The organism is Dehalobacter sp. DCM, assembly GCF_024972775.1.
Taxonomy (GTDB): domain Bacteria; phylum Bacillota; class Desulfitobacteriia; order Desulfitobacteriales; family Syntrophobotulaceae; genus Dehalobacter.
Genome location: NZ_CP092282.1, coordinates 941,342 through 962,959, shown reverse-complemented (window position 1 = coordinate 962,959; position 21,618 = coordinate 941,342). Strand labels below are relative to the sequence as shown.

Here is a 21,618-nt window from a genome sequence, read left to right as displayed (position 1 = left end):
ACTCCTTTCTATCTTACAGGCTTAAAGTCTTTTAATCGCAGGGCATTGAGTAGTACAGAAACCGAACTAAAACTCATGGCCGCTGCCGCAATGACTGGGTTTAACAACGGTCCGCCGAAGAGAGATAAGATGCCCATGGCCACTGGGATTCCGAGGATATTATAGCCGAAAGCCCAAAATAAATTCTGTTTGATATTTTTTATCGTATTCTTACTTAATTGAATCGCTGTGGGGACATCCAGCAAATCGCTTCTCATCAACACTATGTCCGCCGATTCCATCGCCACATCCGTACCGGAACCAATTGCGATTCCGATATCTGCTTGGGCAAGTGCCGGCGCATCATTAATCCCATCACCCACCATGGCCACTTTCCAGCCTTCTTCCTGGAGCTTTTTCACCTCCAGTGCTTTATCCTGCGGCAAGACTTCGGCTAAGGTTCTGTCTATTCCTACCTGTTTGGCAATCGCTTCGGCTGTTCTCTTATTGTCCCCGGTAATCATGGCCACGTTAATGCCCATTTCATGAAGGACGTGAATGGCTCTTCGGCTGTTTTCTTTGACTGTATCGGCGACAGCAATTATCCCAGCCATCTGCCGATCCAGGGCAATGTACATGGGGGTCTTCCCCTCTTCCGCCAATCGGTCAGAGACTTCTTCAAACTCTTTCAAAGGAACACTGCTTTCATCCATCAGTTTTTTGTTGCCGAGCAGAATGGTTTGCCCTTCTATCACTACTTGAATTCCTTGCCCAGGAATCGCCGCAAAGGCGTCCAGCTTCTTTAAACCGAGTCCTTTTGATTCCGCATCCTTAACGATGGCTTCTCCCAACGGATGCTCCGATCCTTTTTCCGCAGAAGCAGCCAGCTGCAAAATTTCTGTGGAAGATAAACCACCAAAGACGACAACATCGGTTACTTTAGGTTTTCCTTCAGTAATGGTCCCCGTTTTATCAAAGACAATGGTATTGATGCGGTGTGCGGTTTCTAAAGCGACTCCGCTTTTGATTAGAACGCCATGCTCCGCACCCTTGCCTGTCCCCACCATAATCGCTGTGGGTGTAGCCAGTCCTAAAGCACAGGGGCAAGCAATGACGAGTACCGAGATAAAAATCGTCAGGGCAAATACAGCGGACTCTCCGCCAACGAAATACCAGGCCAGCGCGGACAGAAGGGCGATACCAATAACCACCGGGACAAAATAACCGGAGATAATATCTGCCAGCTTGGCAATCGGCGCCTTCGATCCCTGGGCATTTTCCACCAGTTGGATGATTTGGGCAAGTGCCGTATCCTTACCAACCCGGGTCGCAACATAGGTGATGGTGCCGTTTTTGTTCAGGCTTGCTCCGATAATAGGGTCTCCGGGATGCTTTTCCACCGGGATGCTCTCTCCCGTCAGCATGGATTCGTCGACGGAAGTACTCCCTTCGGCAACTTTTCCGTCCACAGGCATTTTTTCTCCGGGTCGGACAAAAATAAGATCGCCAACTTCTACTTCGTCAATGGGGATTTCTTTTTCCAGGCCATCCCTGATGATGATCGCGGTCTTGGGGGTAAGCCCCATCAATTTTTTAATGGCTTCCGATGTCTTGCCTTTGGTTACGGATTCGAGGTATTTTCCTAAGGTAATCAGGGTAATGATCACACCGGCTGCCTCAAAGTACAAATGATTGGCATAATCCGAATTTCCGGCTGAAATCTGGACCACAGCAAAAACGCCATACAAAAACCCTGCTGAAGTCCCGATCGCAATCAGAGAATCCATGTTCGGGCTTCTTTTAAATAATGTTTTGAAGCCAATCGTAAAGAATTTATAGCCTGCTGCTATTACGGGCAGGACAAGGATTAACTGGATCAGAGCAAAGTTGAACGGGTTCAGCATCGGGTCAATGAGATCCGGAAGATGAAAACCAAACGGAGCCCCAAACATATGGCCCATGGAAATGGTCAGCAGCGGCACGGTGAAAACTGCAGACAGAATAAACTTTTGCCAAAGCACCTGTCTTTCCTGATCTTTTCTTACTTTGTCTTCGTCAACGGCGGTATCTTCTTCCAAAGCTTTGTATCCGGCTCTTTCAATCGCTTTTTTGATATCCGATATCCTGACTTGCGTAGGCTCAAAACGGATGCTCAGTTTTTCAGTAGCTAGATTGACATTGGCTTCGTTTACACCCTCCAGCTTTTTGACTGCTCTTTCTACGGCTTTGGCACAGGCCGCACAGGTCATTCCTTCTATTTTTAGGTTCTTACTGACGGAATCGGTAATTGCTTTATAGCCTGCCTTCTCTATCGCAGCCTGAATATCAGCGACTGAAACAATCCCTTCATCAAAGCTGATATTTAGCTTTTCTGTGGCGAAGTTGACGTTGGTTTCCGATACGCCATCTAGCTTTTTGGTCACTCTTTCTACAGCTTTAGCACAGGCGGCACAGGTCATCCCTTCTATTTTTAACGACTTAGACGTCACTTTGTTCCCTCCTTAAAAAAGACATGGTAACCTTAGAATCCGGTAATTCATCGTGATTCATTCATTTTTATTCATGAATTGTACGGATAGTATCGTTACTTGTTAGTCAATTTGGCAAGAATCTGCATGATCTCACTAATCTTTTCCTTACCGTTACCGTGCTCAAAAGCTTCCGTAACGCAGTGCTCCATATGTTGTTGAAGGATCAGCAAATTTGCTTTTTTTAAAAGTGATTGCGCTGCAATGATTTGATTAGAAACATCAACGCAATATCTGCCATCTTCGATCATATTAATAATCGCCTCAATTTGACCTTTCGATGTTTTTAACGCCTGTAAAGCTTGGTTTTTTTGCGTATTCATGTTTATCCACCCTTCCTCACCACCCCCTACCAGGGGAGGGGTAAGAATATCATAATCAATTGTTTATAGTATGTCAACCGCTCGGATCCTTCTCTACGTGTGTGCATTGTTTTTAGAGGATTATTCTTTCTTAACTTCGCGAAAGTAATAATATTTAACCCTGTCAAATTTTATACTTACATGACAACATTAGTGTACGAACTCAAAAAAAGGGGCGTGATGAAAAATAATGCTAAATTACATACTGTCAAACCTTAAGTGAGTGAAAAACGCGTTCCTGATTAGGAGCGCGTTTTATTTTATATGGTATTGATATACATCTTCGGTTGTATTGTTATTGAAAATGATTTCCCACCAGCGGCTGAAAAAGATAATTTTGCTTTTCTGCTGCAAAAATCAGGAATTACCCCGAAGGGGCTTTCTGGGAGGCGGCCACTCTTTAACCGTCTCCGCCATGTAGTTAATCAGCTTATTAGCTTGTTTTCTTTTTTCTTCTTTCAGCTTCGGATCGAGATGAGCCAGATTGGTAAGTGCCGTCGTCAGAGCGAAGAAGGTATCGGCAATTGTTTTACAGTAAGCGTCGCATTGTTCTACATACTTGATGTGATCGTCGGGGGCGCGCTCGGTTTTAAGGTTGTGGGTAAAAGGGGCTGTCGTTGCAAAGGGGGCATTACCGGCAGAGGAGGCATTGTTGGCAGATTGAGCTTCTGCTTTGACATTTTCCGGATTCGTCAGCCTTGACAGGGTATTAGCCTGCTCCTTTTTTAATTCGGAGATTGTGCTGTCGATAGTCTCCAGGCCTTTTTTTAGCACTTCATTCTCCTGGCATGCCACTTCCTTTTCCTGAAGCGCCTGGTCCTTTGCCTGATTGGCTTGGTCCCTGTCCTTAAGCGCCTGCTGCAGCTCCTGGGTTGTCAAGCTGCAGACATCATTTTGCGCCAGAAACTCCTCCCGCTCTTCTGCCGGTAATCCCAGCAGGAGAATGGCTTGAGTGTAAGTCAAATTCGGAATCAATTCCGAATTTGAGCTGCCATCTACGATAGAGGTGGAAAGCAGTTTGGGCCCGTACTCTTCGTACAGGCGCATCAACTTGTTAGCTGTGCTCTGGGAATAGCTCACAGACTCTTCCAGCCACTTACCCCATTCTCCGTGTTTGAGCAGTTCCTTGGCCTCCTGCAAACGGCGGCCAATTTCTACGGCGCTGCTGAGCAGAATTTTTTTTGTTTGGCTGGTGATCATATTTATTTCAGCCGCAATGAGCTGCGGCGTGCGTTCATTAGCCGGATTATCCATACCGCCCATCCTCTCATTATTTGCCTAAACACAGCATACGCAGATAGGTTGCGGATGGTGAGGGTTCTGCTTTTATCAAAAATTGACGTTTCACATTTTGATCACACATTAATCACTGTTCCATTTGTTTGCAGAAGGCAAGGCCATCTTCGACAAAGAGTAACACCGCTGGCCTACTGCCACATGCCGTCTTCATTATCCTGTTAACCGTGATTAAACTCTATCTGTTTTATGTACCAATTGGCATGCGTATATAATTATCAACGAAATGAAAGTATGATGATTAAGACCCTCACCCTTTTGCCAATAAATTGTTTTCAAAAGGATGAGGGTCTTATTTATTAAGAATTGTCTAGATATTTAAGAACGGTTTACTTTTCTAGCACATACTTACTGCAAACCGCCATTTTACAGCATCTCCAGAAAAGCGTCGACTCTCAGCTTAATTTGCTGGCGGTCAGCGTCACTGTAATCTGTCTCAATCTGCAGCAGGGGGATATTATGGTTCTTTTTCAGATGTTCCTTAACGGAGTACGACTCGATATTATACGTATGGCAGGCCTGAAGGGTAATATCCACTACCCCGTCCACGTTGTATTCGTCAACCAGTCGGCTGAGCAGTTCTAACCGACCTGTATTCGGGGAACTGCAGGAACAGGGAATCTTACTGTATTTTTCAGCTAAGGCTTCAAACGGGTCCATATCTTCCGAAACCAGATCGACCAGCCCTTTGATCCCGCTGCAGGATTCCTGAAGGACAACAGCCGCACCCGCTTCTTCAATGATCTGCATGACTTTTTCCTGACCCGTTCCGGTCGGACAACCGGTGATGAGGATACGTTTACTGGAGGGCTGAGACACACTCTCACCTCGGGCAGTCATTTCTTTTAATTCCGCAATCAATTCGTTGACTTTCGCCGTATATTCCTCGCGTTTAAACTGGAAGCTCTTTCCCCATAAAACCTTCAATAGGTCCGTTCCGGAAATCGGTGTCGGATGCTGTTTGTTAAGACCGACTAATTCCATCAGAAGTTTTCTTTCTTCATTATAGATCGTGATTACTTCGGAAAGCTTCTCTTTGCTGATCTGGACTCCCAGATTCTTCTCGAAATAATCCTTGGCCCGATAGATCTGTTTGACCCAATGTTCCTGTTTATCTTCCAAAGTGAAACTATTGGGAATATCCAGAACAAGCATCGGCTTATGTTCCGACAAAAGTTCATACATTTTCTTTTTGCCGTCACAGGTCGTCTCGGCTAAAACAATATCCGCAAAGTGAAAGAAAGGACATTTACCGCTGACAACAAAGCCATAACTGGATTTGATCAACGGACAAAGGTTGCGGGGCAATACTTTTTCCGCCTCAGCGATGGGTTCCAGTTTCGTGGCGCAAAGACCAACCGGTACGGCACCCGCTGCCTCAATCAGTTCGATTGGAGAAAAAACACAATAGTAACCGACAACATTTTTACCTTGTTCCTTTGCTTCCTTTGCCATTACCATCCCGCTTGGAATCAGCTGGTCGAAGTAAGCCATGGTTTGAGCACGCATAGATCTTATTCCTCCTCGTGTTTTGTATTCTTACCATCGTTTTAACCTTACAGCCGTAAGCATTTATCGGTTTCGTGTTAACATGGTATTCCTATTTGGTCATGACCAAGTACCGCAGCACCCAGGGCCCCAACCGCCTGCGGGCAGGATGGAACGGCGAGCCTGCAGCCAATTTCCAGGCGGATCAAATCCTGCAAAACCGTATTTTGAGCGACCCCGCCGCAGAATACAATCGTATCCTGAAAACGGATCTTCCCGGACATGATAGTGATGCGTTTGGCAATAGAATGGAGTAATCCGGAAACAATCATTTCCACCGGTATCCCTTGTGCCAGTAAACCGATGATCTCTGACTCAGCAAAAACAGCGCACATACTGTTAATGGCTGCAGGAGCAGCCCCCTCAGCAAGCTCTGCCAGCTGCGATACTTCGAGCCCCAGCGCCTGCGCCGTGACCTGAAGGAACCTGCCCGTTCCTGCCGCACATTTGTCATTGAGGACAAAGTCTAAAACCTTTCCTCTTTCCCCGAAAGAGATGACTTTACTGTCTTGACCGCCGATATCAATAAGGCCGCCGGCTCCCGGAAACAGGAAATGGGCCCCGCGGGCATGACAGGTAATTTCACTGTAGGTTTGATCAAACATCCCTTCCTGGATCCGTCCGTAACCTGTGCCAACGATTCGGTCGATATTGTCCGGACTGAGTCCCTGTGGTTCCAGGAGACGAGCTAACACGTCCTTACCCGCCTGGGAAGGGCTCCAACCTGTGGGAATAATTCGGTGTTCGTATTGCTTTCCATCAAAAAGTACACCTTTTGTAGAAACAGACCCTATATCAATACCAACTGTCAGTGTCATAGCTGATCCCCTTTTATCCTGCTATTTGTGAGTCCCAGTCAGACTCCATTCATTATATCAATCTGTCCAGAAAATATTAAATACAAGATATCTATAAATAGGATTGATATCTATCGTTAAAAGCAATACTATTAGATTTATCAACGCACTATTTTCTCTACTTTAGAAAGGAGATTGCTGATGCTGCTCCATCAATTGGAAATTTTCAAACAGGTTGCCGAAAAAAATAGTTTTTCTAAAGCGGCTCAAGCATTGTTTTTAAGCCAATCAACGGTGAGTACACATATCAGCAATTTGGAAAAATACTTTGGCAGTAAACTCTTTGATCGTCTTGGCAAAGAGATTGTTTTAACACCGTTTGGCGAAAAGCTCTATCCCTGGGCTATAGAGATTCTTAACTTGAAGGATAGAGCCCTTTGGGAAATGAAAGACGGGGCACCAACAATAGAAGGCCATTTACGATTCGCAGCCAGCAGTGTTCCTGCTCATTATCTACTCCCGCGTCTTCTTTCTCAGTTTTTAGGGAAATACAACGGGATCCGCTTCGCCGTAGTGCAAAGTGGTTCTGAGTCTGTTGCTGAAAAACTCATCAACGGCGATGCCGAAATCGGCATGCTCGGCAAGCAATACGAGGAAGACCAGCTGGTCTATTTACCTTATATCGAAGAAAAATTAGTCCTGATTTCTGCAAGTGATTTGCTTTTGCCACCCAGGATTTCGTTGACAGAATTGAAAAATCATCCGTTTATTTTCCGGGAATCCGATTCAGGTACACAAGCTAACCTCGTTAGGATGCTAGCTCTGTATGGTATAAATCTTTCTCATCTGAAAACAATAGGCTACTTCAACAATCTGGAAGCCCTTAAAGAAGGCGTTAAAGAAGGAATCGGCATATCCATTATTTCCGAAATTGCCGCCGCAGACTATGTCAGAAGTAAAAAGCTCAACGCCAGCGAAGTCGTTGAGCTTCCCGAGAAGCGAATATTATACTTTGCATATCATAAAAAAAGGACGCTATCCCCTTGGGCTCAAGCGTTTATCGAATTCAGCATGACAAAGCGCAGTCTCATTACAGAGATGCTATAATTGTTAATCGTTCGCTCATAAATAGCCTGTAATGCCTACTAAAGGTCGTTACTGCAATAGCGTTGTGTTTTTCAACAGAAATCTGTTATATGGATAAAGACAAGATAATTTCTACCCCCGGTAACCATATAGTATACCAGATGGTTAATTTTTCCATGTGATCAATAGGGGGGATATTGCATGTTTTTCTTTGGCTTTCCATTTGGATTTCCCGTTTTCTTCGGAGGTTGGGGACCGAGATACCGCTATCGGACCTGGTGGTGGTAAGATCTAATCTTATCAATCGTCAATCACCTTTGCCAAATCAGGAGGCAACGGGGCTTGTACCTCAATAAGCTGTCCGCTTGCCGGATGAACAAAGGTCACTGATTTAGCATGTAAGGCTTGTCGGTCAATCAGTGGAGAGCGCTTCCCATACATTTTATCGCCAACCACAGCATGCCCGAAATGGGCAAAATGGACGCGAATCTGGTGAGTTCTTCCCGTTTCCAAATTGAGCTCCAAGAGTGTCCATTTTTCTGAAGCTTTTAATGTTGTGTATCGGGTCAGCGCTCTTTCTCCATTGATGTCAACGGCTCGCCTGTTGGGCAAGGTTGGATGCGGTCCGATCGGCATGTCAATAATCCCGCTTGCTGGTTCAATCTTCCCTTCGACAACGCTCCAATACGTGCGTTTAAAACGGCCATCTGACAATCCTTTTTCTAAAAACGTCTGGGTTCGGGAATCCTTGGCAAAAACAATACAGCCGGATGTATCCCGATCCAGCCGGTGTAAAGGACGGATGGTAATCACATCGCCTTTTTGCTGAAAATAACCGGCCAGAAAATTGGCGAGTGTCCCCGTTGACGTATGCCCCGCAGGATGGACAAGCAGATGCGGCGGTTTATTTAACACAATCACTCCCTGATCTTCGTAGAGTATATCTACAGGCCCTTTCTCAGGCAGAACACCATAAGACCGGTCATCGGGTATCCGTACCGCCAACACATCGCCCTGCTGAAGTCTCCTTTGCAGAAAGACATTTTTATTATTAAGTTTGATCCCATTAAGCCTGGTCAATTTTTGAATGGTTCTTCCCGAATACGCCAGTATTGTTTTAAGATAATGCTCAAGGGATAATCCTTTGTGGTCTTCGGAAATGTGATATGTTTGAAATCGTTTCATTGATACCCCCGCCATGAACGCCGTAAAATCCCAGATGGGCTACGCGCTGATTGTCCAATAGATAGGCTGATGCCTATGATCGTATTCAGTGAAATTTTCGATATGATAGCCTATGATCTATGGATTATTCCGATAGGTTCCATGCCTTAAGTGCAAAGAATAAGGTGTTGTGCTAAAATTAAACCTATCATACACCATCGATTAAATCAATAAATACGAATCGGTATCGCCACTAACAGGCAATTCCCTATCCGTGTTAAACATGATCCTACCCTATAAAGATAATAAAGACTATAAAGAATATGCAAACTAAAAAGACCAAAAAGAATATGATGCATATGACGCATATAACGACGATAACGAATCGAGGGGAGAATACCTTGCACTACTTTGATAATGCAGCAACGTCTTGGCCAAAACCGGAAGTTGTCTATGCCACGCATGACCGTATTTTAAGACAAGCCGGTAATGCAGGACGCGGCGTCAATCGCGCGTCCTTACAAGCAGGACGCGGGCTGTTGTTTACGCGAAAATCCCTGAGCGCACTTTTTGGTATTACCGACAGCGAACGGATCGTATTTACGCAAAATGTGACCGAAGCTCTCAACGTAGGACTTCAGGGTCTGCTTAAACCGGGCGATCATGTGCTCATCAGTTCTCTCGAACATAATGCCGTCGTCCGTCCTCTGGAATATTTAAAAGCCAAGGGAGTCAGTTATACGGCAGTTCCCTGCAGTCACGATGGTCTGCTGACTATAGACGATGTCGAAGCGTGCATTCAGCAGAATACCCGGTTATTCTGCTTCACGCATGCCTCCAATGTCTTGGGACGAATTTTGCCCATTGCTGAACTCGGGCAGGTCGCCAAAAAGCACAACTGTCTGTTTATGGTCGATGCCGCTCAAAGCGCCGGGGTTATCCCCATCCATGTCGATACAATGCAGATCGACTTTTTAGCTTTTACCGGTCATAAAAGCCTTATGGGCCCGCAAGGTGTGGGTGGTTTTTATACCCGGCCGGGGTTAAAAATTAATCCTTTGATCTTCGGCGGTACCGGCCTCCATTCTCTAACCTTGGAACAACCCGATACCTGGCCGGAAGGAATGGAGAGCGGCACACGGAATACCCCCGGTATAGCTGCCTTGGGTTCCTCGGTTGATTTTATTCTGAACGAAGGCCTGGATAAGATCCGCAAACACGAGCTCGACCTGATGTCCCTACTTCTGGAAGGATTAAGGGCTATTCCGGAGATTCGGATCCTTGGACCGGATGACCCCAAGCTCCGAGTCGGCCTGGTATCCTGTATCTTCAATCATTTTACACCGGATGAGGTTGCACTGGAACTGGATCACCGTTTCGATATCGTAACCCGCTCCGGACTTCATTGTGCACCCCTCGCCCATCGGACTGCCGGAACCATCGATCAGGGCGCACTGCGTATAAGTTTGAATTATTTCCAGAATGACGACGACATTCGGGGCCTGCTCGATGCTCTCAAAGCCATTGTCGGAGGTTAGACCAGTGAAAAAGGAAGAAAAATGTGCTCTGATTTTCGGGTCTGTCCATAAAACACTTGAAGCGGAACAATGCCTTGCTGCCGGCTCCTGGCCCTTTTTACTTATTCCAGTTCCGCCGAAAATTAGCCAAGGATGCGGCCTGGCGATTCAAATCGATCCGATTAATCAGTCGGCTGTGGGGTTATTCTTAAATGAACACGGCATTCTGATAGAGAAAACTGTCGTAATGGAATAGAAAAAATCATTAAAGGAGCAAATAAAAAATGAATTATGTTCTGTTAATATCCGGTAAAGGATTCGGAAAAGGAGAAGCTGTTCTTGGCGAAAAACTAATGTATTCTTATTTATATAGTCTGAGTGAAGGCGACAACCTACCCTCACATATCCTTTTCCTCAATGAAGGCGTCAAATTAGTCACAGAAGAAGCTCCCGTGCTTCATACCTTAAAGACACTGGTCGAAAAGGGAGTCACCCTCTATGCGTGCGGAATCTGTCTTGATTATTATAATCTGAAGGACCAGGTCAAAGTAGGCGAAATCGGGAACATGTACCTGAATATGGACTTAATGGCTCAGGCTGATAAAGTGATCACTATAGGTTAAACCAATGCTTCATATTTAACGGTGATGGTCTTCGGGCTCTATTCTGCCGACTAGAACGGTTCGATAGTCACAGCCGATAAAAGCTTTCTTCCCTCCGGGCAATGTCACCGTGCAGTCGGAGGCGTCCTCCGTCCAATCCTCGACGAGTGGCTCCAGCAGATCAATAACCGCTCCCAGGCCGTTTTCCTCTTCGATAACGGCCACTGTAGCAAACCCATAAGCGCAAGAACCTTCCCCCAAAATTTCAAATGGGACCAGTTCGCTATCTTCCGGCAACATCCGCAGTACCTTATCGATATGTTTCTTTTTCAGTCCGCTTTCCATAGGAATCACCCAAGCGGCTGCATGATACTCCGTCATCATATTCCCCCTTTATAGGCTTTTAATCGGTATACTTCATAACTGTCATTGGCATAAATCATCACATATTCAGGATCGTGTGCGACATATGTCCTAAGCAATTCAGTGCTGTTCTTATTTAAGATGAGATGCGTAAAGTGGTATTTTTCCAGAAATGTCTTATAATGCAGCCTGCCGGTCTGCAGTTCATAATATTCCTTAAGAATATCCTCTTTATGATTGTTGTTCTTGATAAACACCTCAGCCCGGGTGTCTAGATATGCCCTTATCCCATTATATTCTGCCAGATTCCCGTCATTATATCCTGTATAGAGGATGACATTTCCCTGCTCTTGATCCTGCTTTACCACGGCCACTGCGGCATTCAGCAACTCACTATTGCCTGGTGTGGAGGCTAAATTCTTATATTGGCTGCCGCCGGCAATCACTAAACAGATCAATGCGCACCCCACTAAAGCAATCAGTATCTTCCTTATTTTCAAGGTGCGCGGACTGCTATTGCCACTCAGTTCAGGGATCTTAAAATCGCGGTAGTGAGCGGCGAGGGGGAATATCCCGCAGATAATAAAGAATATGAAACCGCGGTAGGAAGACAGACCTAGATACGCCGTGCCAAGAACAAGCAAGACATACCGGACCGGCATGCGGTCGTTCCGGTATAAGACAAAGGCAAGGAAAATCACAACGATCATCCCGAACATAATCATCCCTAGTCCGCTGGTCACTGTTGTGGGGTACATCTCAGCAACAAGTGAATTAATCTCATCGACGCCATAGGAGCGGAGAAGATAGGTCATGGCATCGCCGCCGTACGGGTTGACAAAACCCGCTGCCGCCATTAATACCACCGTGATAACTATCGGTTTCTTCGGCAGCGTTTCCCCATAAACGGCACCGATTTTAAATCGAAATGAGCCGATAACATAGGGCAGTAGCAATACAAAAAGCATCAGCCACATCGATGCCTGTATACTGACTAAGAGTATCGATAAAATAGGCAAGGCAATTATCAGGCGTCGCGCATTGTTTTTATCTGCATTTTCTGCGTACGCTTCAAGTGCGTATATCTCAACTAAAAGAATCAGCGTCATCAGAACAAAGGGGCGTTCCACCATAAAAAAAGAAATAAGTAAGCTGAATGCAATGGTCAAGAGATAGGATAAGAAGAAAAAATTCCTGGACAACCTCATGCATAATTTATAAAAAACACTAATGCTAATGACATAACAGACAAATACTAAAAGTTTGATCCCGACGGTTCCAAGTGCGGTATAAATGAGCTGGAAAATAACCGCAGTCAGCCACTGCTGCATAACAAAACTCAGTCCGGCATGGATGGAAAACGGTTCTATCGTCGGAAACCCATGTTCAAGAACATAGCGACCATGATTCAAAATAAACCAGAAATCGTTATCAATCTCCCGGAGAGAATTCGCCATACACGGCAAGAGGAAAATAAGGAATAAGAATCTCCGGGTCTTACCATAAATATCATTCCGTGTTGTATGCCCCAGATCCATTTGCTATCCTCACTTTTTGTCTGCTTCTTCGTGGTAATCCTTTTCCGCATTGACATTCCACAGAGAGTCATTCATGCTCTCGCCGTTCTGAATTAGCCTGACTGCCTCCATAGCGGTCATCATGGAATGATCCATATTATTATAGCGATGCTGTCCGTTTCGTCCGATACAGTATAGATTGGAATAGGTATTCAAGTGTTCCTTGACAAGATCAAAACGGCTATAACTTCCAAAATAGGCTGGATACGCTTTCTGCACCTTGATCCGTACACTGTCCAGGATATCGCCTTTATTTAGTATACCGATTCTTTCTGCTTCATCAATGGCGAATGCGATAAAATCATCGTCGGACATGGTCCACATGGTGTCGCCTTCTTCACAGAAATATTCTAAACCAAGCCAGACTGTACTTTCAAAGTCTTTAACCATATACGGTGACCAATTGTTAAACATCTGTAAGCGGCCGACTTTCACATCCGGTTCCTGAATATAGATCCAACAATCCGGTACCCGATCCTTAACGGTTGGGATCTTCGTTGTATTCTTTAACTTGATGGACTTAACCAGAAGCCCGACGGTGATAAAGTCACGATAGGGTAATTCGGATGCCACCGCGTTAACCTCTGCCGGGATATCCGGTCCCAGAGCAGACACAAGCTCACAGATCGGCATGGAGGAGATAACGAAATCTGCTTCCATATTCTCCAGCAATCCGCTTTCATGGTTCCTGACGGCAGCAGAGACAAGCTTTCCATTGGCTAATGTAAACTTTTCTGCCGTGGTATTCAATCGGATTTCCCCGCCCATGGCGCGGATCTGGTCCGCCATGACCTCCCACAATTGTCCCGGCCCCTTTTTGGGATAGGTATACAGTTCAATAAGCGAGGTTTCAACGCTATTCTGAGCCAGGTCCTTCTTCATAAACGGGCTTTTCAGCATATGAATCACGGCCTTTGTCAACGATAAGCCTTTGATTCGTTGAGCCCCCCAATCCGCAGCGATTTCACTGGGATCTTTGCCCCATACTTTGTAGGTGTAATCTTTAAAAAACATTTTATAAAGGGCTGTTCCGAAACGGTTGACCATAAAGTCTTCCAGTGTTTTTTCTTCCCGCTTGAATACCTGTGAAGTGACATAGGCCGTGCCGGCCTTGATAACATTGATAAAGCCTAGATTTGTCAGTGTCTGCAGTTTGAGGCTGATAGGGTAATCAAAGAATTTTCGCAAGTAAAGAATCCGGGATACCCTTCTGCGGATGAGAAAAACATTATCGACAGTTTCGGGATCCGGACCACCCGGAACAAGAATTTTTTCGCTATTATTAAGCAGAATATCATCGATAGACGGTTTGCCCTGGACCGGCATCAGTGCGTGCCACAAATTTAGAACTTCCGGACTTTTGGTAAAAAAACGGTGCCCTCCGATATCGATCCGATTGCCATTGTGATTGGCTGTCCGCGATATCCCCCCGACAAAATCTTCTTTTTCAACGATGACGGGGATGATCGAAGTTTGCTTCAGTAACGTATAGGCGGCTGTCAACCCCGCCGGGCCTCCACCGATGATAAGCGCTTTTTTAGGCATTCGTTCACCATTCTCCCTGTTCTTCATTCTTTGTTTCTTTTGAGACTACCATGACATGGTGCTGGGCAAGGTATTTGCGATTAAAAATAAAAAGTTTACGTGCACCGTAATTCCAAACCATCACGATCCCCGCTACGACGACTTTAATGATCTTATAATCTAAAGCCAGAATCGCTACACCGATAACCATACCCAATTCGTTAATGGCCAATCCGGCAACGCCGATCAGGGTAAATATCATTTGATTTTTTAACCCGCGTCCTAAGGACGTATTTCTCGCTGCGGAAAAAACAAATTTTAGAGAAAGAAAATAATTGACTGTTAATCCGGCCATGAACCCCAAAAATGTCGCTATGTACAGCGAGTACGCCAGATCCTTCAGGACATACTCGTGAAATACAAATAGAACGGAAAAATCAGCGATAAACGCGATTCCTCCGGCAACGACATATTTCATGAACTCTTTAAATATATCGATATAGTCATTTTTTTTTAAAATACGACTCACATCCGCTCATAAGTTCCTATAATTCGATTGATATCAACATGGTTCGCTATATTCAATGGCGATTTTTATATATTCGATCAAAATTCCAATATGCCTGCATAAAAAGCTAAATTATATCGGTGATAAATAATCATAGCCATTGTATTGTCAAAATACTATCTGTAAAAAAAAAAATTATGCAGTTTATGGAAATAAATAACAGTTCATAGCCCCAAAAAAATGAGCTCTTTTTTACAGCCAAAACCCTTCTTTGTTACGCTTTTTAGAAGTCCAATAAAGAAGGCGCCGAACAAGCCCCCTCCCTTTGCGAAGTGATCAGGTACTTTTTCAACGCCGGTTGTTCGATTAGCTGTTCAAAGCAGCTGATCTAAGTCTATTTTGACACGGCAATCGAACGTTTTGCAAGTCTTGTTGATAAATTTTGGCCACATTTTTTGGACATAAAGTTATAGAGTTGGAAATATTATCCTGGAACTGCATTACTCCTGTGTCTTATTATTCTCACTTTCCAGGCATCTTCTTAAAGTTTTCCCTGAAGGTGAGCGTGGGAAATCTGATCTAATCTCAATTATTCGCGGGCATTTGTACTTTGCCAACCGTTCCTGGCAGAAAGTTATGATTTGATCCGGTGTTAATTCTGCTCCGGATTTTAAAATGACGTAACCTACAGGAACTTCTCCCAGATTGGGATCTTTTCTCTTGACGACGATGGCATCGGCTATCTCCGGATGGCTCAGTAACATTTCTTCTATTTCCAAAGGATAGATTTTATAACCACCGGAAATGATCATGTCATTTTTTCTGCCAATGATATAGACATACCCTTCATGATCCAGACGAGCTATATCCCCGCTCTTATACCATCCGCCTACCGTAAAAGCTATTTCTGTTTTTTCAGGCAATTCCCAGTAATTTCTAAAAATACCCGGTCCTCGGACAACTAATTCACCGACTTCACCTACGGGTACCTCCAGTTCCTGATCATCCACTACCTTTACCATATAACCATGGGCAGGCATTCCTACCGATCCGCTTTTGTAATGACGCAGCCGGGTATAGGTTATGGTTGAACTCGCTTCGGTACTGCCATAGGTATCAAAGAAATCAACTCCAAATGTATTCCTGATTTGCATAACCAGATCCGGATTGATATTGGCGGCTGCGGAACCGGCGACTCGCCAGGAACTTAAATCATATTTCTTTTCCTTAAATTGCTGAAGAAGGTAACGGAACATGGTTGGCACTGTCGAAAGATGCGTTATCCGATATTTTTCAATTGCTTCCAGCGCCAGTCGTGGGGAAGAACGTGGCAAAGTCACAGCAGCAGCCCCTACACTCAGAGGCCCAAGAACAACCTGGAAATAGTATACATGATTAAACGGCGACAGTCCTAACACCCTATCCTGATCGTTCAACCCAAGCAGATAATGTCCGTTAATTTTTGTATTCACCGCAATATTATAATGGGAGAGAACGACACCCTTCATTCGCCCTGTAGTCCCCGATGTATAGTGAATCGCAGCAGGCTGACTATCCAGTATTTGAACCGGTTCTGTATAATTCAGGCATTCGGCCTGGATCCAGTCTGACAATCTTCTATCTACTTGAATATTCATCTGGTCGCCGGCTCCAACCACCGATAGCAGATTTGGAAGTTCATTACGCATTGAAAGCAACCGACTTAGTTCTCTTTCCAATCCTATAACGGCTTTAGCCGATGAGTTTTCTAAAATATATTTGATTTCAAAATTTCTAAATAAAATATCAAAGGGAACAGCAATGGCCCCGATCATCAGTATGGCAAAATAGGAAATAATGAATTCAGCGCCATTGGGCAGATATAAACCTATACGGTCTCCGGCTGCTATTCCGATTGATTTTAATCCACTGGCCACAGCATTTACCTGACGCCAAAGCTCTTTATAGGTTATGAATTTTTCGGTCGCACCGTCAATAACCGCGACAGAGTCAGAAAACAGGCCGGCATTTTCTTGCATAATACTGATTAAGTTCATGTTCATCCTCCTGCGGACTGTCATGTCATGGCTTGGTAACAATCTATCAACAAATAATTATTGCCTACTTTTGGAAAGCAGCCTGACGATGGCGGTGCTTGGGCATACCTTTACGCAGGTCCCCGGTAACCAACTGTTTTTAGTAAACACTTCCAAGGGTTGCCGGTTTTACCCGTACCTGAAATTCACGCCAAAGGTCCCCCGGGGATAGGTCCATTTTTGTATCCCTTTGTTCTTGCACATTACCCGGCAAGTGCCACACTCCAGGCAGCCTGCATGGTCGAAACTGATATCCCCGTTTTTATCCAGCGTGTATAATACAGCCGGACATACTGTTAGACAAGGTTTCTCCTGACATTTTTTGCATATTTCCTTGTCTAAAACGATATGCGGTTCTTCCTCATCCACTTCAAATTTATTGAATCCCAGGAGTTCCGTTGCTTCCATTTTTTCTATACTCATATCGACTTAACCCCCCTTATTCCGTCTTTCATCAGTTGCCAAACAGATAAGTTATTTTCTTTAAGGATTTTTAGCATTTCTTTCTTAACATTAGGCGGTTCATTGCCATCCACGGTAAATAAGAGATGGAATACATCTGTCGCAATATTGGGATAGGTTGAATATAGGCGGTGAATCTCCAGAAGATCAAAGTATCGGTCCACCGCTTTCATGGAGGGGAGTAGCTTCAAACTTGCCAACTGCTCCATATAAGCGGGTCCCGGTGCTTTCCCGGAAATGATGGCCTGAGCAGCAGCTATCCCGCTGACAATGGCCAGGTCAATTCCACGGATGGAATAGCCTACGTTAATAACAAAGCCAGCAGCTTCCCCTATCACCAGAAGACCTTCTTTGTAAAGCTTTTGGGGAATTCCCCTAAAACCCTCCTCCCTGACCAGATGCGCTCCGTATTCTACGGTTTGACCCCCTTCCAATAAGGGCAGAATGGCAGGATGCATCTTCATGTCCTGGAAAATATCGTGTATTTGTCTCCCGTTCTCAGCAGCCTCGGTTGGGGTAAATACACATCCCAGACTGATACTCTCTTTATTGGTATACAGGAATCCTCCTCCGTGAATTCCCTCAGTACAGCCAAGGATAAGCAAGGCTGTACCTTCCCCGTCTTTTAGATTGAAACGTTCTTCAATAGTTTTAGCCGGTAATTCAATGATTTCTTTAACGCCTACTCCCAGGGTTGACGCTTCAAGATCTCCAAAAACTCCGGCTTTTTGAGCGATAAAAGAATTGACGCCGTCTGCCGCAATGACCACATCAGCATACATATCATCCTCGCCTGCTTTGACGCCTACGATGCGCCCGTTTTCTTCGATCAAGTCATCGACCAGGATTCCGCAAGCGACCATGGCTCCCATTTCTTCAGCTTTACCTGCCAGCCATTCGTCAAATACCGCTCTTAGAACTGTAAAGGAATGGGGAATCTGCCCTTCCAGGTTATAGGCCGGATTGGAATAATCAATTTTTACACTCTGCTCCTTACTGAGCATCATAATTTGTTCATGGGTTACTTTTCTTTCCAGGGCAGCTTCTTCCCAAAGGCCTGGTTCAAGCAAATCCAAGGCATAGGAGTATAACCTTCCACCGGTGACGTTTTTACTTCCTGGTGTATTTCCTCTTTCAATCATCAATACGGATTTGCCTGCTTTCGCCAAGGTATAGGCACAAGCTGAACCGGCAGGGCCTGCTCCGATAATTATGGCATCAAATTTGTCGTCTCCCGACATTCCGGTATTCACCTCCTCATTGTTTGCGCCGGTTTATTTTTTTCCAAGGGCTGCGGTTAGCATCGGCACTACTTCGTAGAGATCGCCCACGATACCATAATCTGCAGCTTCAAATATAGGAGCTTTTTCATTCGAATCTATCGCCACAATAATTTTAGAATCCCTGATTCCGGCCACATGCTGAACCTGACCAGAAACGCCGATGGAGATGTAGACTTCCGGCTTCACTTTCTGTCCGGATATTCCAATGTACCTTTCTTCAGGCAACCAGTGGTAATCTTCAGCAATACCTCTGGTACAAGCTATTTCCGCGCCCATGGCCTGCGCCAGTTCCTCGGCAATTTTCAAGTCTTCTTTTTGGCTGATTCCGCGGCCAACGCAGACAATTTTGCCAGCCGTTGTAATATCCACACCCTGTCGTACAATCGGACATACTTCGTTAACTGAAATTCGTTGGTCAAATTCTGAAACATCTATGGTACTGGTTTCACCTTTCCTGCCCTCTACCGGCTTGGCTTCCTCAAAATTACTTGGCGGTACGGTAAGAACCGCCGGCAGCGAGACCTGTTCAGTACATACAGCCAGCCCGCCGTACATGAGCCTGGTTGTTTCCAGGGAGCCATTTGCAGCTTTGATGCTTTGAGCATCTGTTACCAACGCGGCATCTAAAGATACGGCTACTTTGGCAGCCAGGTCTTTACCACGCAATGTTCCTCCAACGAGAAGTACTCCCGTTTCTTCCTGAACGGCAAACTTGCCGATAGCCTCCGCATAGCTTTCCGGCCAGTTATTTTCTCCTTTCAAGACAACGACTTTATCTGCGCCTGAGTCAATCAGTGATTTTGCTTGTCCTGCATCCAATGTGATTACCCCTAAAGGCTGATTCATTGCTTCTTTCAGATTAAGACCGGCAGTAAGCAATTGTTTGGCAATGGTGCTATCTTCAGAATAAATCCATATTCCTTGCATCTTTTTAACTCCTTTCCATTGTCGGTTTGGTTTAATAAACTCCTTCTTTGGCAAGCTCAGCCACAAGCTTGGCCACGTTATCAGTCTGACTGAGTTCTTTATGAATGATGTTCTTACGGTTCATCACAAATCCACGAATGGACAGCTTGATAACTTTCGGCGTAAGCGCTTTCTCATCCAGCTGCAAATCAGTAAGCTTTAGTTCCTCGGAAGGTTTTTTTGCTGCAGCCAGAACCTGCTTAAGGCTTGGAATACGCGGTTTGTTTATTTCGGGCATGACACTGACCACAGCGGCCCCTTCAACATGGAGAACTTCGGTGCAGTCGCCTAATTTACGCGCTGCCTGCACTTGATTCCCTTCAAGAGAAAGTTTATTGACAAAGGTAACAGCAGGAATATCGAGCATTTTAGCCAACCGCGGTGCAACCTGCTGATTATATTCATCTGTGCTTCCCTCTGCGCAGAGAATGATGTCGTAAGGACCAATTTTCCGGATGGCTGCGGCCAGAACCGCTGCCGTCACCGAAGCATCTGCCTTTTCAGCCAGAGGATCGCCAATGAAGTACGCTTTTTCAGGACCGCGTGAAAGCACATCTTTCAAGGATTGTTTGACGGCAGCGGTACCAAAGGTAAGCACATCGACACTGCCTCCAAGTTTTTCTGCCAGTAGTACCCCTTCTTCTATGGCGTTGCGGTCATATTCACCGATTTTATATTTGGCTTTACTGGTATCCAGGGAAAGGTTATCGCGATTAATCTTAATGTCCTGCTCATCTAAAACCCATTTATAGCAAACTAGAATTCTTGGCATTTTTTTCTCCTTTCCTAGGGGGAATACTTCTTAACCCCCACCCTTTCATTTTCATCAGGCGAGTAACCCTGCGGCAATGGTTTTAATAGGATACTCCTCTGAAGTTTCCGCAATCATCGTGCCTTTCAGATCCCGGAACAAGCGTGATACGGGCATATCCCGGCTATATCCGTAACCGCCTTCAACTTGAATAGCCTCAATAAGGGAGCTGTGTCCTATTTCCGATACAAAATTCTTAATGATAGCGGCTTCATAAGCAAACGGCTCTCCCTTGTCAATCAAGCCTGCGGCATGGTAGACAGCTAAACGAGTCATATGCAGATTTGTTGCAATCCTGGCCAACATGGCCTGAACGGCCGGAAAGTTCGAAATCGGGCGGCGGAACTGAACCCTCTGTTGAGAATACTTGACCGCATCCTCTAAAGCTGCCTGGGTAATTCCGACAACCTGAGCACCTTTGGCCACCGCGGCAACTGCATAAGCTTCAGCAATGATGGCTTGCCCTTGGTTTTCCGCACCAAGCAGGTTTTCTTTCGTTACCTGCACATTGTCGAAAATCAGTTCGGTGGACTGGCAGCCGCGCAACCCCATTTTTTCAATTTTACGGCCTACAGATAAGCCTGGGGTCGTTGCGTCTACGATGAAAGCACTCATTCCTTTCATTCCGGCCTCTGGATCGGTTAAAGCCACAACGACATAAATATCAGCTACCCCGCCGTTGGCCACGTACGACTTGCGGCCATTAAGGACATAACCGTTACCCTCTTGGGTAGCCACCAGTTTTGCCGATCCAACTCCAGGTGCAGCACCGGTTTCAGCATAGGCAAATGAGCCTATATTTTTCCCCTGGCACATTCCAGGCAGATAGTTCTCCTTCTGCTGCCCAGATCCCCAACGGTTTATAGCGTATACCGCAAGGGAACTATGGTTGATGAGAATGGATCCCACGGAGCCGCTTAAACGGGAGATTTCTTCCACTGCCAAAACATAGCTCAAATAATCCGAATCCGCTCCGCCATATTCTGAAGGAATGAACAATCCCAGAAAATCGTGTTCACCCATATTTTGCAGTAACTCTGCAGGATGCTCATCCTTAAGATCAATTTCTACAGCCAAAGGCTCGACATATTCTTGCGCGAATTCCCGCGCTACTTGCTGAATTAAACTTTGTTCTTCGCTTAAAGCGTAACTCATGCTAATCCTCCTTAT

General features: G+C 45.3%; 20 protein-coding genes. 4 read left to right on the top strand and 16 right to left on the bottom strand.

The window, feature by feature from the left end:
• Positions 1-8: 8 nt before the first annotated feature.
• The 5 genes from LPY66_RS04735 to LPY66_RS04715 form a co-directional block, all read right to left on the bottom strand.
• The gene (locus tag LPY66_RS04735; protein WP_337986948.1) at positions 9-2,468 is read right to left on the bottom strand and encodes a heavy metal translocating P-type ATPase; all 2,460 of its coding nucleotides are present in this window, start codon (positions 2,466-2,468) and stop codon (positions 9-11) included.
• A gap of 95 nt (positions 2,469-2,563) precedes the next feature.
• Positions 2,564-2,830, bottom strand: a complete 267-nt coding sequence (locus tag LPY66_RS04730; RefSeq protein WP_337986947.1) for a metal-sensing transcriptional repressor — start codon at positions 2,828-2,830, stop codon at positions 2,564-2,566.
• Between the two features lie 396 nt (positions 2,831-3,226).
• Complete coding sequence (locus LPY66_RS04725) at positions 3,227-4,123, bottom strand: DUF3102 domain-containing protein (RefSeq protein ID WP_337986946.1); 897 nt, start codon at positions 4,121-4,123, stop codon at positions 3,227-3,229.
• Between the two features lie 408 nt (positions 4,124-4,531).
• A complete protein-coding gene (locus LPY66_RS04720; protein ID WP_337986945.1) occupies positions 4,532-5,674 on the bottom strand; it encodes a double-cubane-cluster-containing anaerobic reductase in 1,143 nt (380 codons plus the stop codon).
• A gap of 77 nt (positions 5,675-5,751) precedes the next feature.
• Positions 5,752-6,531, bottom strand: coding sequence for an acyl-CoA dehydratase activase (locus LPY66_RS04715; RefSeq protein WP_337986944.1), 780 nt, complete (start codon positions 6,529-6,531; stop codon positions 5,752-5,754).
• Positions 6,532-6,711: 180 nt separating this feature from the next.
• Here LPY66_RS04715 and LPY66_RS04710 point away from each other — a divergent pair, with 180 nt between their 5' ends.
• Positions 6,712-7,617: a selenium metabolism-associated LysR family transcriptional regulator gene (locus LPY66_RS04710; RefSeq protein WP_337986943.1), complete on the top strand. Its 906-nt coding sequence runs from the start codon at positions 6,712-6,714 to the stop codon at positions 7,615-7,617.
• A gap of 279 nt (positions 7,618-7,896) precedes the next feature.
• On the opposite strand, the gene LPY66_RS04705 is transcribed toward LPY66_RS04710, so the two are convergent.
• Positions 7,897-8,781, bottom strand: a complete 885-nt coding sequence (locus tag LPY66_RS04705; RefSeq protein WP_337986942.1) for an RluA family pseudouridine synthase — start codon at positions 8,779-8,781, stop codon at positions 7,897-7,899.
• Positions 8,782-9,083: 302 nt separating this feature from the next.
• Between LPY66_RS04705 and LPY66_RS04700 the strand changes: the two genes are divergently transcribed.
• From LPY66_RS04700 to yedF, 3 genes are read left to right on the top strand one after another with little or no spacing between them, the layout of a single operon-like run.
• Positions 9,084-10,298 carry an aminotransferase class V-fold PLP-dependent enzyme gene (locus LPY66_RS04700; RefSeq protein ID WP_337986941.1) on the top strand — a complete coding sequence of 405 codons (1,215 nt, stop codon included), beginning with the start codon at positions 9,084-9,086 and terminating at the stop codon, positions 10,296-10,298.
• A 4-nt stretch (positions 10,299-10,302) separates the two neighbouring features.
• Positions 10,303-10,533 carry a DUF3343 domain-containing protein gene (locus LPY66_RS04695; RefSeq protein ID WP_337986940.1) on the top strand — a complete coding sequence of 77 codons (231 nt, stop codon included), beginning with the start codon at positions 10,303-10,305 and terminating at the stop codon, positions 10,531-10,533.
• Between the two features lie 28 nt (positions 10,534-10,561).
• Positions 10,562-10,900: a sulfurtransferase-like selenium metabolism protein YedF gene (gene yedF, locus LPY66_RS04690; RefSeq protein WP_337986939.1), complete on the top strand. Its 339-nt coding sequence runs from the start codon at positions 10,562-10,564 to the stop codon at positions 10,898-10,900.
• Positions 10,901-10,915: 15 nt separating this feature from the next.
• On the opposite strand, the gene LPY66_RS04685 is transcribed toward yedF, so the two are convergent.
• The 10 genes from LPY66_RS04685 to LPY66_RS04640 form a co-directional block, all read right to left on the bottom strand.
• Entirely contained in the window at positions 10,916-11,260 is a 345-nt protein-coding gene (locus LPY66_RS04685; protein ID WP_337986938.1) for a hypothetical protein, read from the bottom strand.
• Positions 11,260-12,780 carry a hypothetical protein gene (locus tag LPY66_RS04680; protein ID WP_337986937.1) on the bottom strand — a complete coding sequence of 507 codons (1,521 nt, stop codon included), beginning with the start codon at positions 12,778-12,780 and terminating at the stop codon, positions 11,260-11,262. Before LPY66_RS04680 ends, LPY66_RS04685 begins: the two co-directional genes overlap by 1 nt.
• Positions 12,781-12,789: 9 nt before the next feature.
• The gene (locus tag LPY66_RS04675; RefSeq protein ID WP_337986936.1) at positions 12,790-14,364 is read right to left on the bottom strand and encodes an NAD(P)/FAD-dependent oxidoreductase; all 1,575 of its coding nucleotides are present in this window, start codon (positions 14,362-14,364) and stop codon (positions 12,790-12,792) included.
• Positions 14,365-14,368: 4 nt separating this feature from the next.
• On the bottom strand, positions 14,369-14,821 hold the full coding sequence (locus LPY66_RS04670) for a GtrA family protein (protein ID WP_337986935.1): 453 nt from the start codon (positions 14,819-14,821) through the stop codon (positions 14,369-14,371).
• A 530-nt stretch (positions 14,822-15,351) separates the two neighbouring features.
• Positions 15,352-16,887: a class I adenylate-forming enzyme family protein gene (locus tag LPY66_RS04665; protein ID WP_337986934.1), complete on the bottom strand. Its 1,536-nt coding sequence runs from the start codon at positions 16,885-16,887 to the stop codon at positions 15,352-15,354.
• 168 nt (positions 16,888-17,055) lie between these two features.
• The gene (locus LPY66_RS04660; RefSeq protein WP_337986933.1) at positions 17,056-17,349 is read right to left on the bottom strand and encodes a ferredoxin family protein; all 294 of its coding nucleotides are present in this window, start codon (positions 17,347-17,349) and stop codon (positions 17,056-17,058) included.
• Positions 17,346-18,629, bottom strand: a complete 1,284-nt coding sequence (locus LPY66_RS04655; RefSeq protein WP_337986932.1) for an FAD-dependent oxidoreductase — start codon at positions 18,627-18,629, stop codon at positions 17,346-17,348. The genes LPY66_RS04660 and LPY66_RS04655 overlap by 4 nt, the downstream gene beginning before the upstream one ends.
• Positions 18,630-18,662: 33 nt before the next feature.
• Positions 18,663-19,598: an electron transfer flavoprotein subunit alpha/FixB family protein gene (locus LPY66_RS04650; protein WP_337986931.1), complete on the bottom strand. Its 936-nt coding sequence runs from the start codon at positions 19,596-19,598 to the stop codon at positions 18,663-18,665.
• A gap of 31 nt (positions 19,599-19,629) precedes the next feature.
• The gene (locus LPY66_RS04645) at positions 19,630-20,409 is read right to left on the bottom strand and encodes an electron transfer flavoprotein subunit beta/FixA family protein (RefSeq protein ID WP_337986930.1); all 780 of its coding nucleotides are present in this window, start codon (positions 20,407-20,409) and stop codon (positions 19,630-19,632) included.
• A gap of 54 nt (positions 20,410-20,463) precedes the next feature.
• Positions 20,464-21,603 (bottom strand): acyl-CoA dehydrogenase family protein, encoded by a 1,140-nt coding sequence (locus LPY66_RS04640; RefSeq protein WP_337986929.1) that lies wholly within the window; start codon positions 21,601-21,603, stop codon positions 20,464-20,466.
• Between the last annotated feature and the right edge of the window lie 15 nt (positions 21,604-21,618).

Excerpts from the sequence above, each read along its gene's own strand:
- LPY66_RS04730 (WP_337986947.1), bottom strand. The coding sequence starts at position 2,830 with ATGAATACGCAAAAAAACCAAGCTTTACAGGCGTTAAAAACATCGAAA.
- LPY66_RS04725 (WP_337986946.1), bottom strand. The coding sequence starts at position 4,123 with ATGGATAATCCGGCTAATGAACGCACGCCGCAGCTCATTGCGGCTGAA.
- LPY66_RS04720 (WP_337986945.1), bottom strand. The coding sequence starts at position 5,674 with ATGCGTGCTCAAACCATGGCTTACTTCGACCAGCTGATTCCAAGCGGG.
- LPY66_RS04715 (WP_337986944.1), bottom strand. The coding sequence starts at position 6,531 with ATGACACTGACAGTTGGTATTGATATAGGGTCTGTTTCTACAAAAGGT.
- LPY66_RS04710 (WP_337986943.1), top strand. The coding sequence starts at position 6,712 with ATGCTGCTCCATCAATTGGAAATTTTCAAACAGGTTGCCGAAAAAAAT.
- LPY66_RS04705 (WP_337986942.1), bottom strand. The coding sequence starts at position 8,781 with ATGAAACGATTTCAAACATATCACATTTCCGAAGACCACAAAGGATTA.
- LPY66_RS04700 (WP_337986941.1), top strand. The coding sequence starts at position 9,084 with ATGCAAACTAAAAAGACCAAAAAGAATATGATGCATATGACGCATATA.
- yedF (WP_337986939.1), top strand. The coding sequence starts at position 10,562 with ATGAATTATGTTCTGTTAATATCCGGTAAAGGATTCGGAAAAGGAGAA.
- LPY66_RS04685 (WP_337986938.1), bottom strand. The coding sequence starts at position 11,260 with ATGACGGAGTATCATGCAGCCGCTTGGGTGATTCCTATGGAAAGCGGA.
- LPY66_RS04680 (WP_337986937.1), bottom strand. The coding sequence starts at position 12,780 with ATGGATCTGGGGCATACAACACGGAATGATATTTATGGTAAGACCCGG.
- LPY66_RS04675 (WP_337986936.1), bottom strand. The coding sequence starts at position 14,364 with ATGCCTAAAAAAGCGCTTATCATCGGTGGAGGCCCGGCGGGGTTGACA.
- LPY66_RS04670 (WP_337986935.1), bottom strand. The coding sequence starts at position 14,821 with ATGAAATATGTCGTTGCCGGAGGAATCGCGTTTATCGCTGATTTTTCC.
- LPY66_RS04665 (WP_337986934.1), bottom strand. The coding sequence starts at position 16,887 with ATGAACTTAATCAGTATTATGCAAGAAAATGCCGGCCTGTTTTCTGAC.
- LPY66_RS04660 (WP_337986933.1), bottom strand. The coding sequence starts at position 17,349 with ATGAGTATAGAAAAAATGGAAGCAACGGAACTCCTGGGATTCAATAAA.
- LPY66_RS04655 (WP_337986932.1), bottom strand. The coding sequence starts at position 18,629 with ATGTCGGGAGACGACAAATTTGATGCCATAATTATCGGAGCAGGCCCT.
- LPY66_RS04650 (WP_337986931.1), bottom strand. The coding sequence starts at position 19,598 with ATGCAAGGAATATGGATTTATTCTGAAGATAGCACCATTGCCAAACAA.
- LPY66_RS04645 (WP_337986930.1), bottom strand. The coding sequence starts at position 20,409 with ATGCCAAGAATTCTAGTTTGCTATAAATGGGTTTTAGATGAGCAGGAC.
- LPY66_RS04640 (WP_337986929.1), bottom strand. The coding sequence starts at position 21,603 with ATGAGTTACGCTTTAAGCGAAGAACAAAGTTTAATTCAGCAAGTAGCG.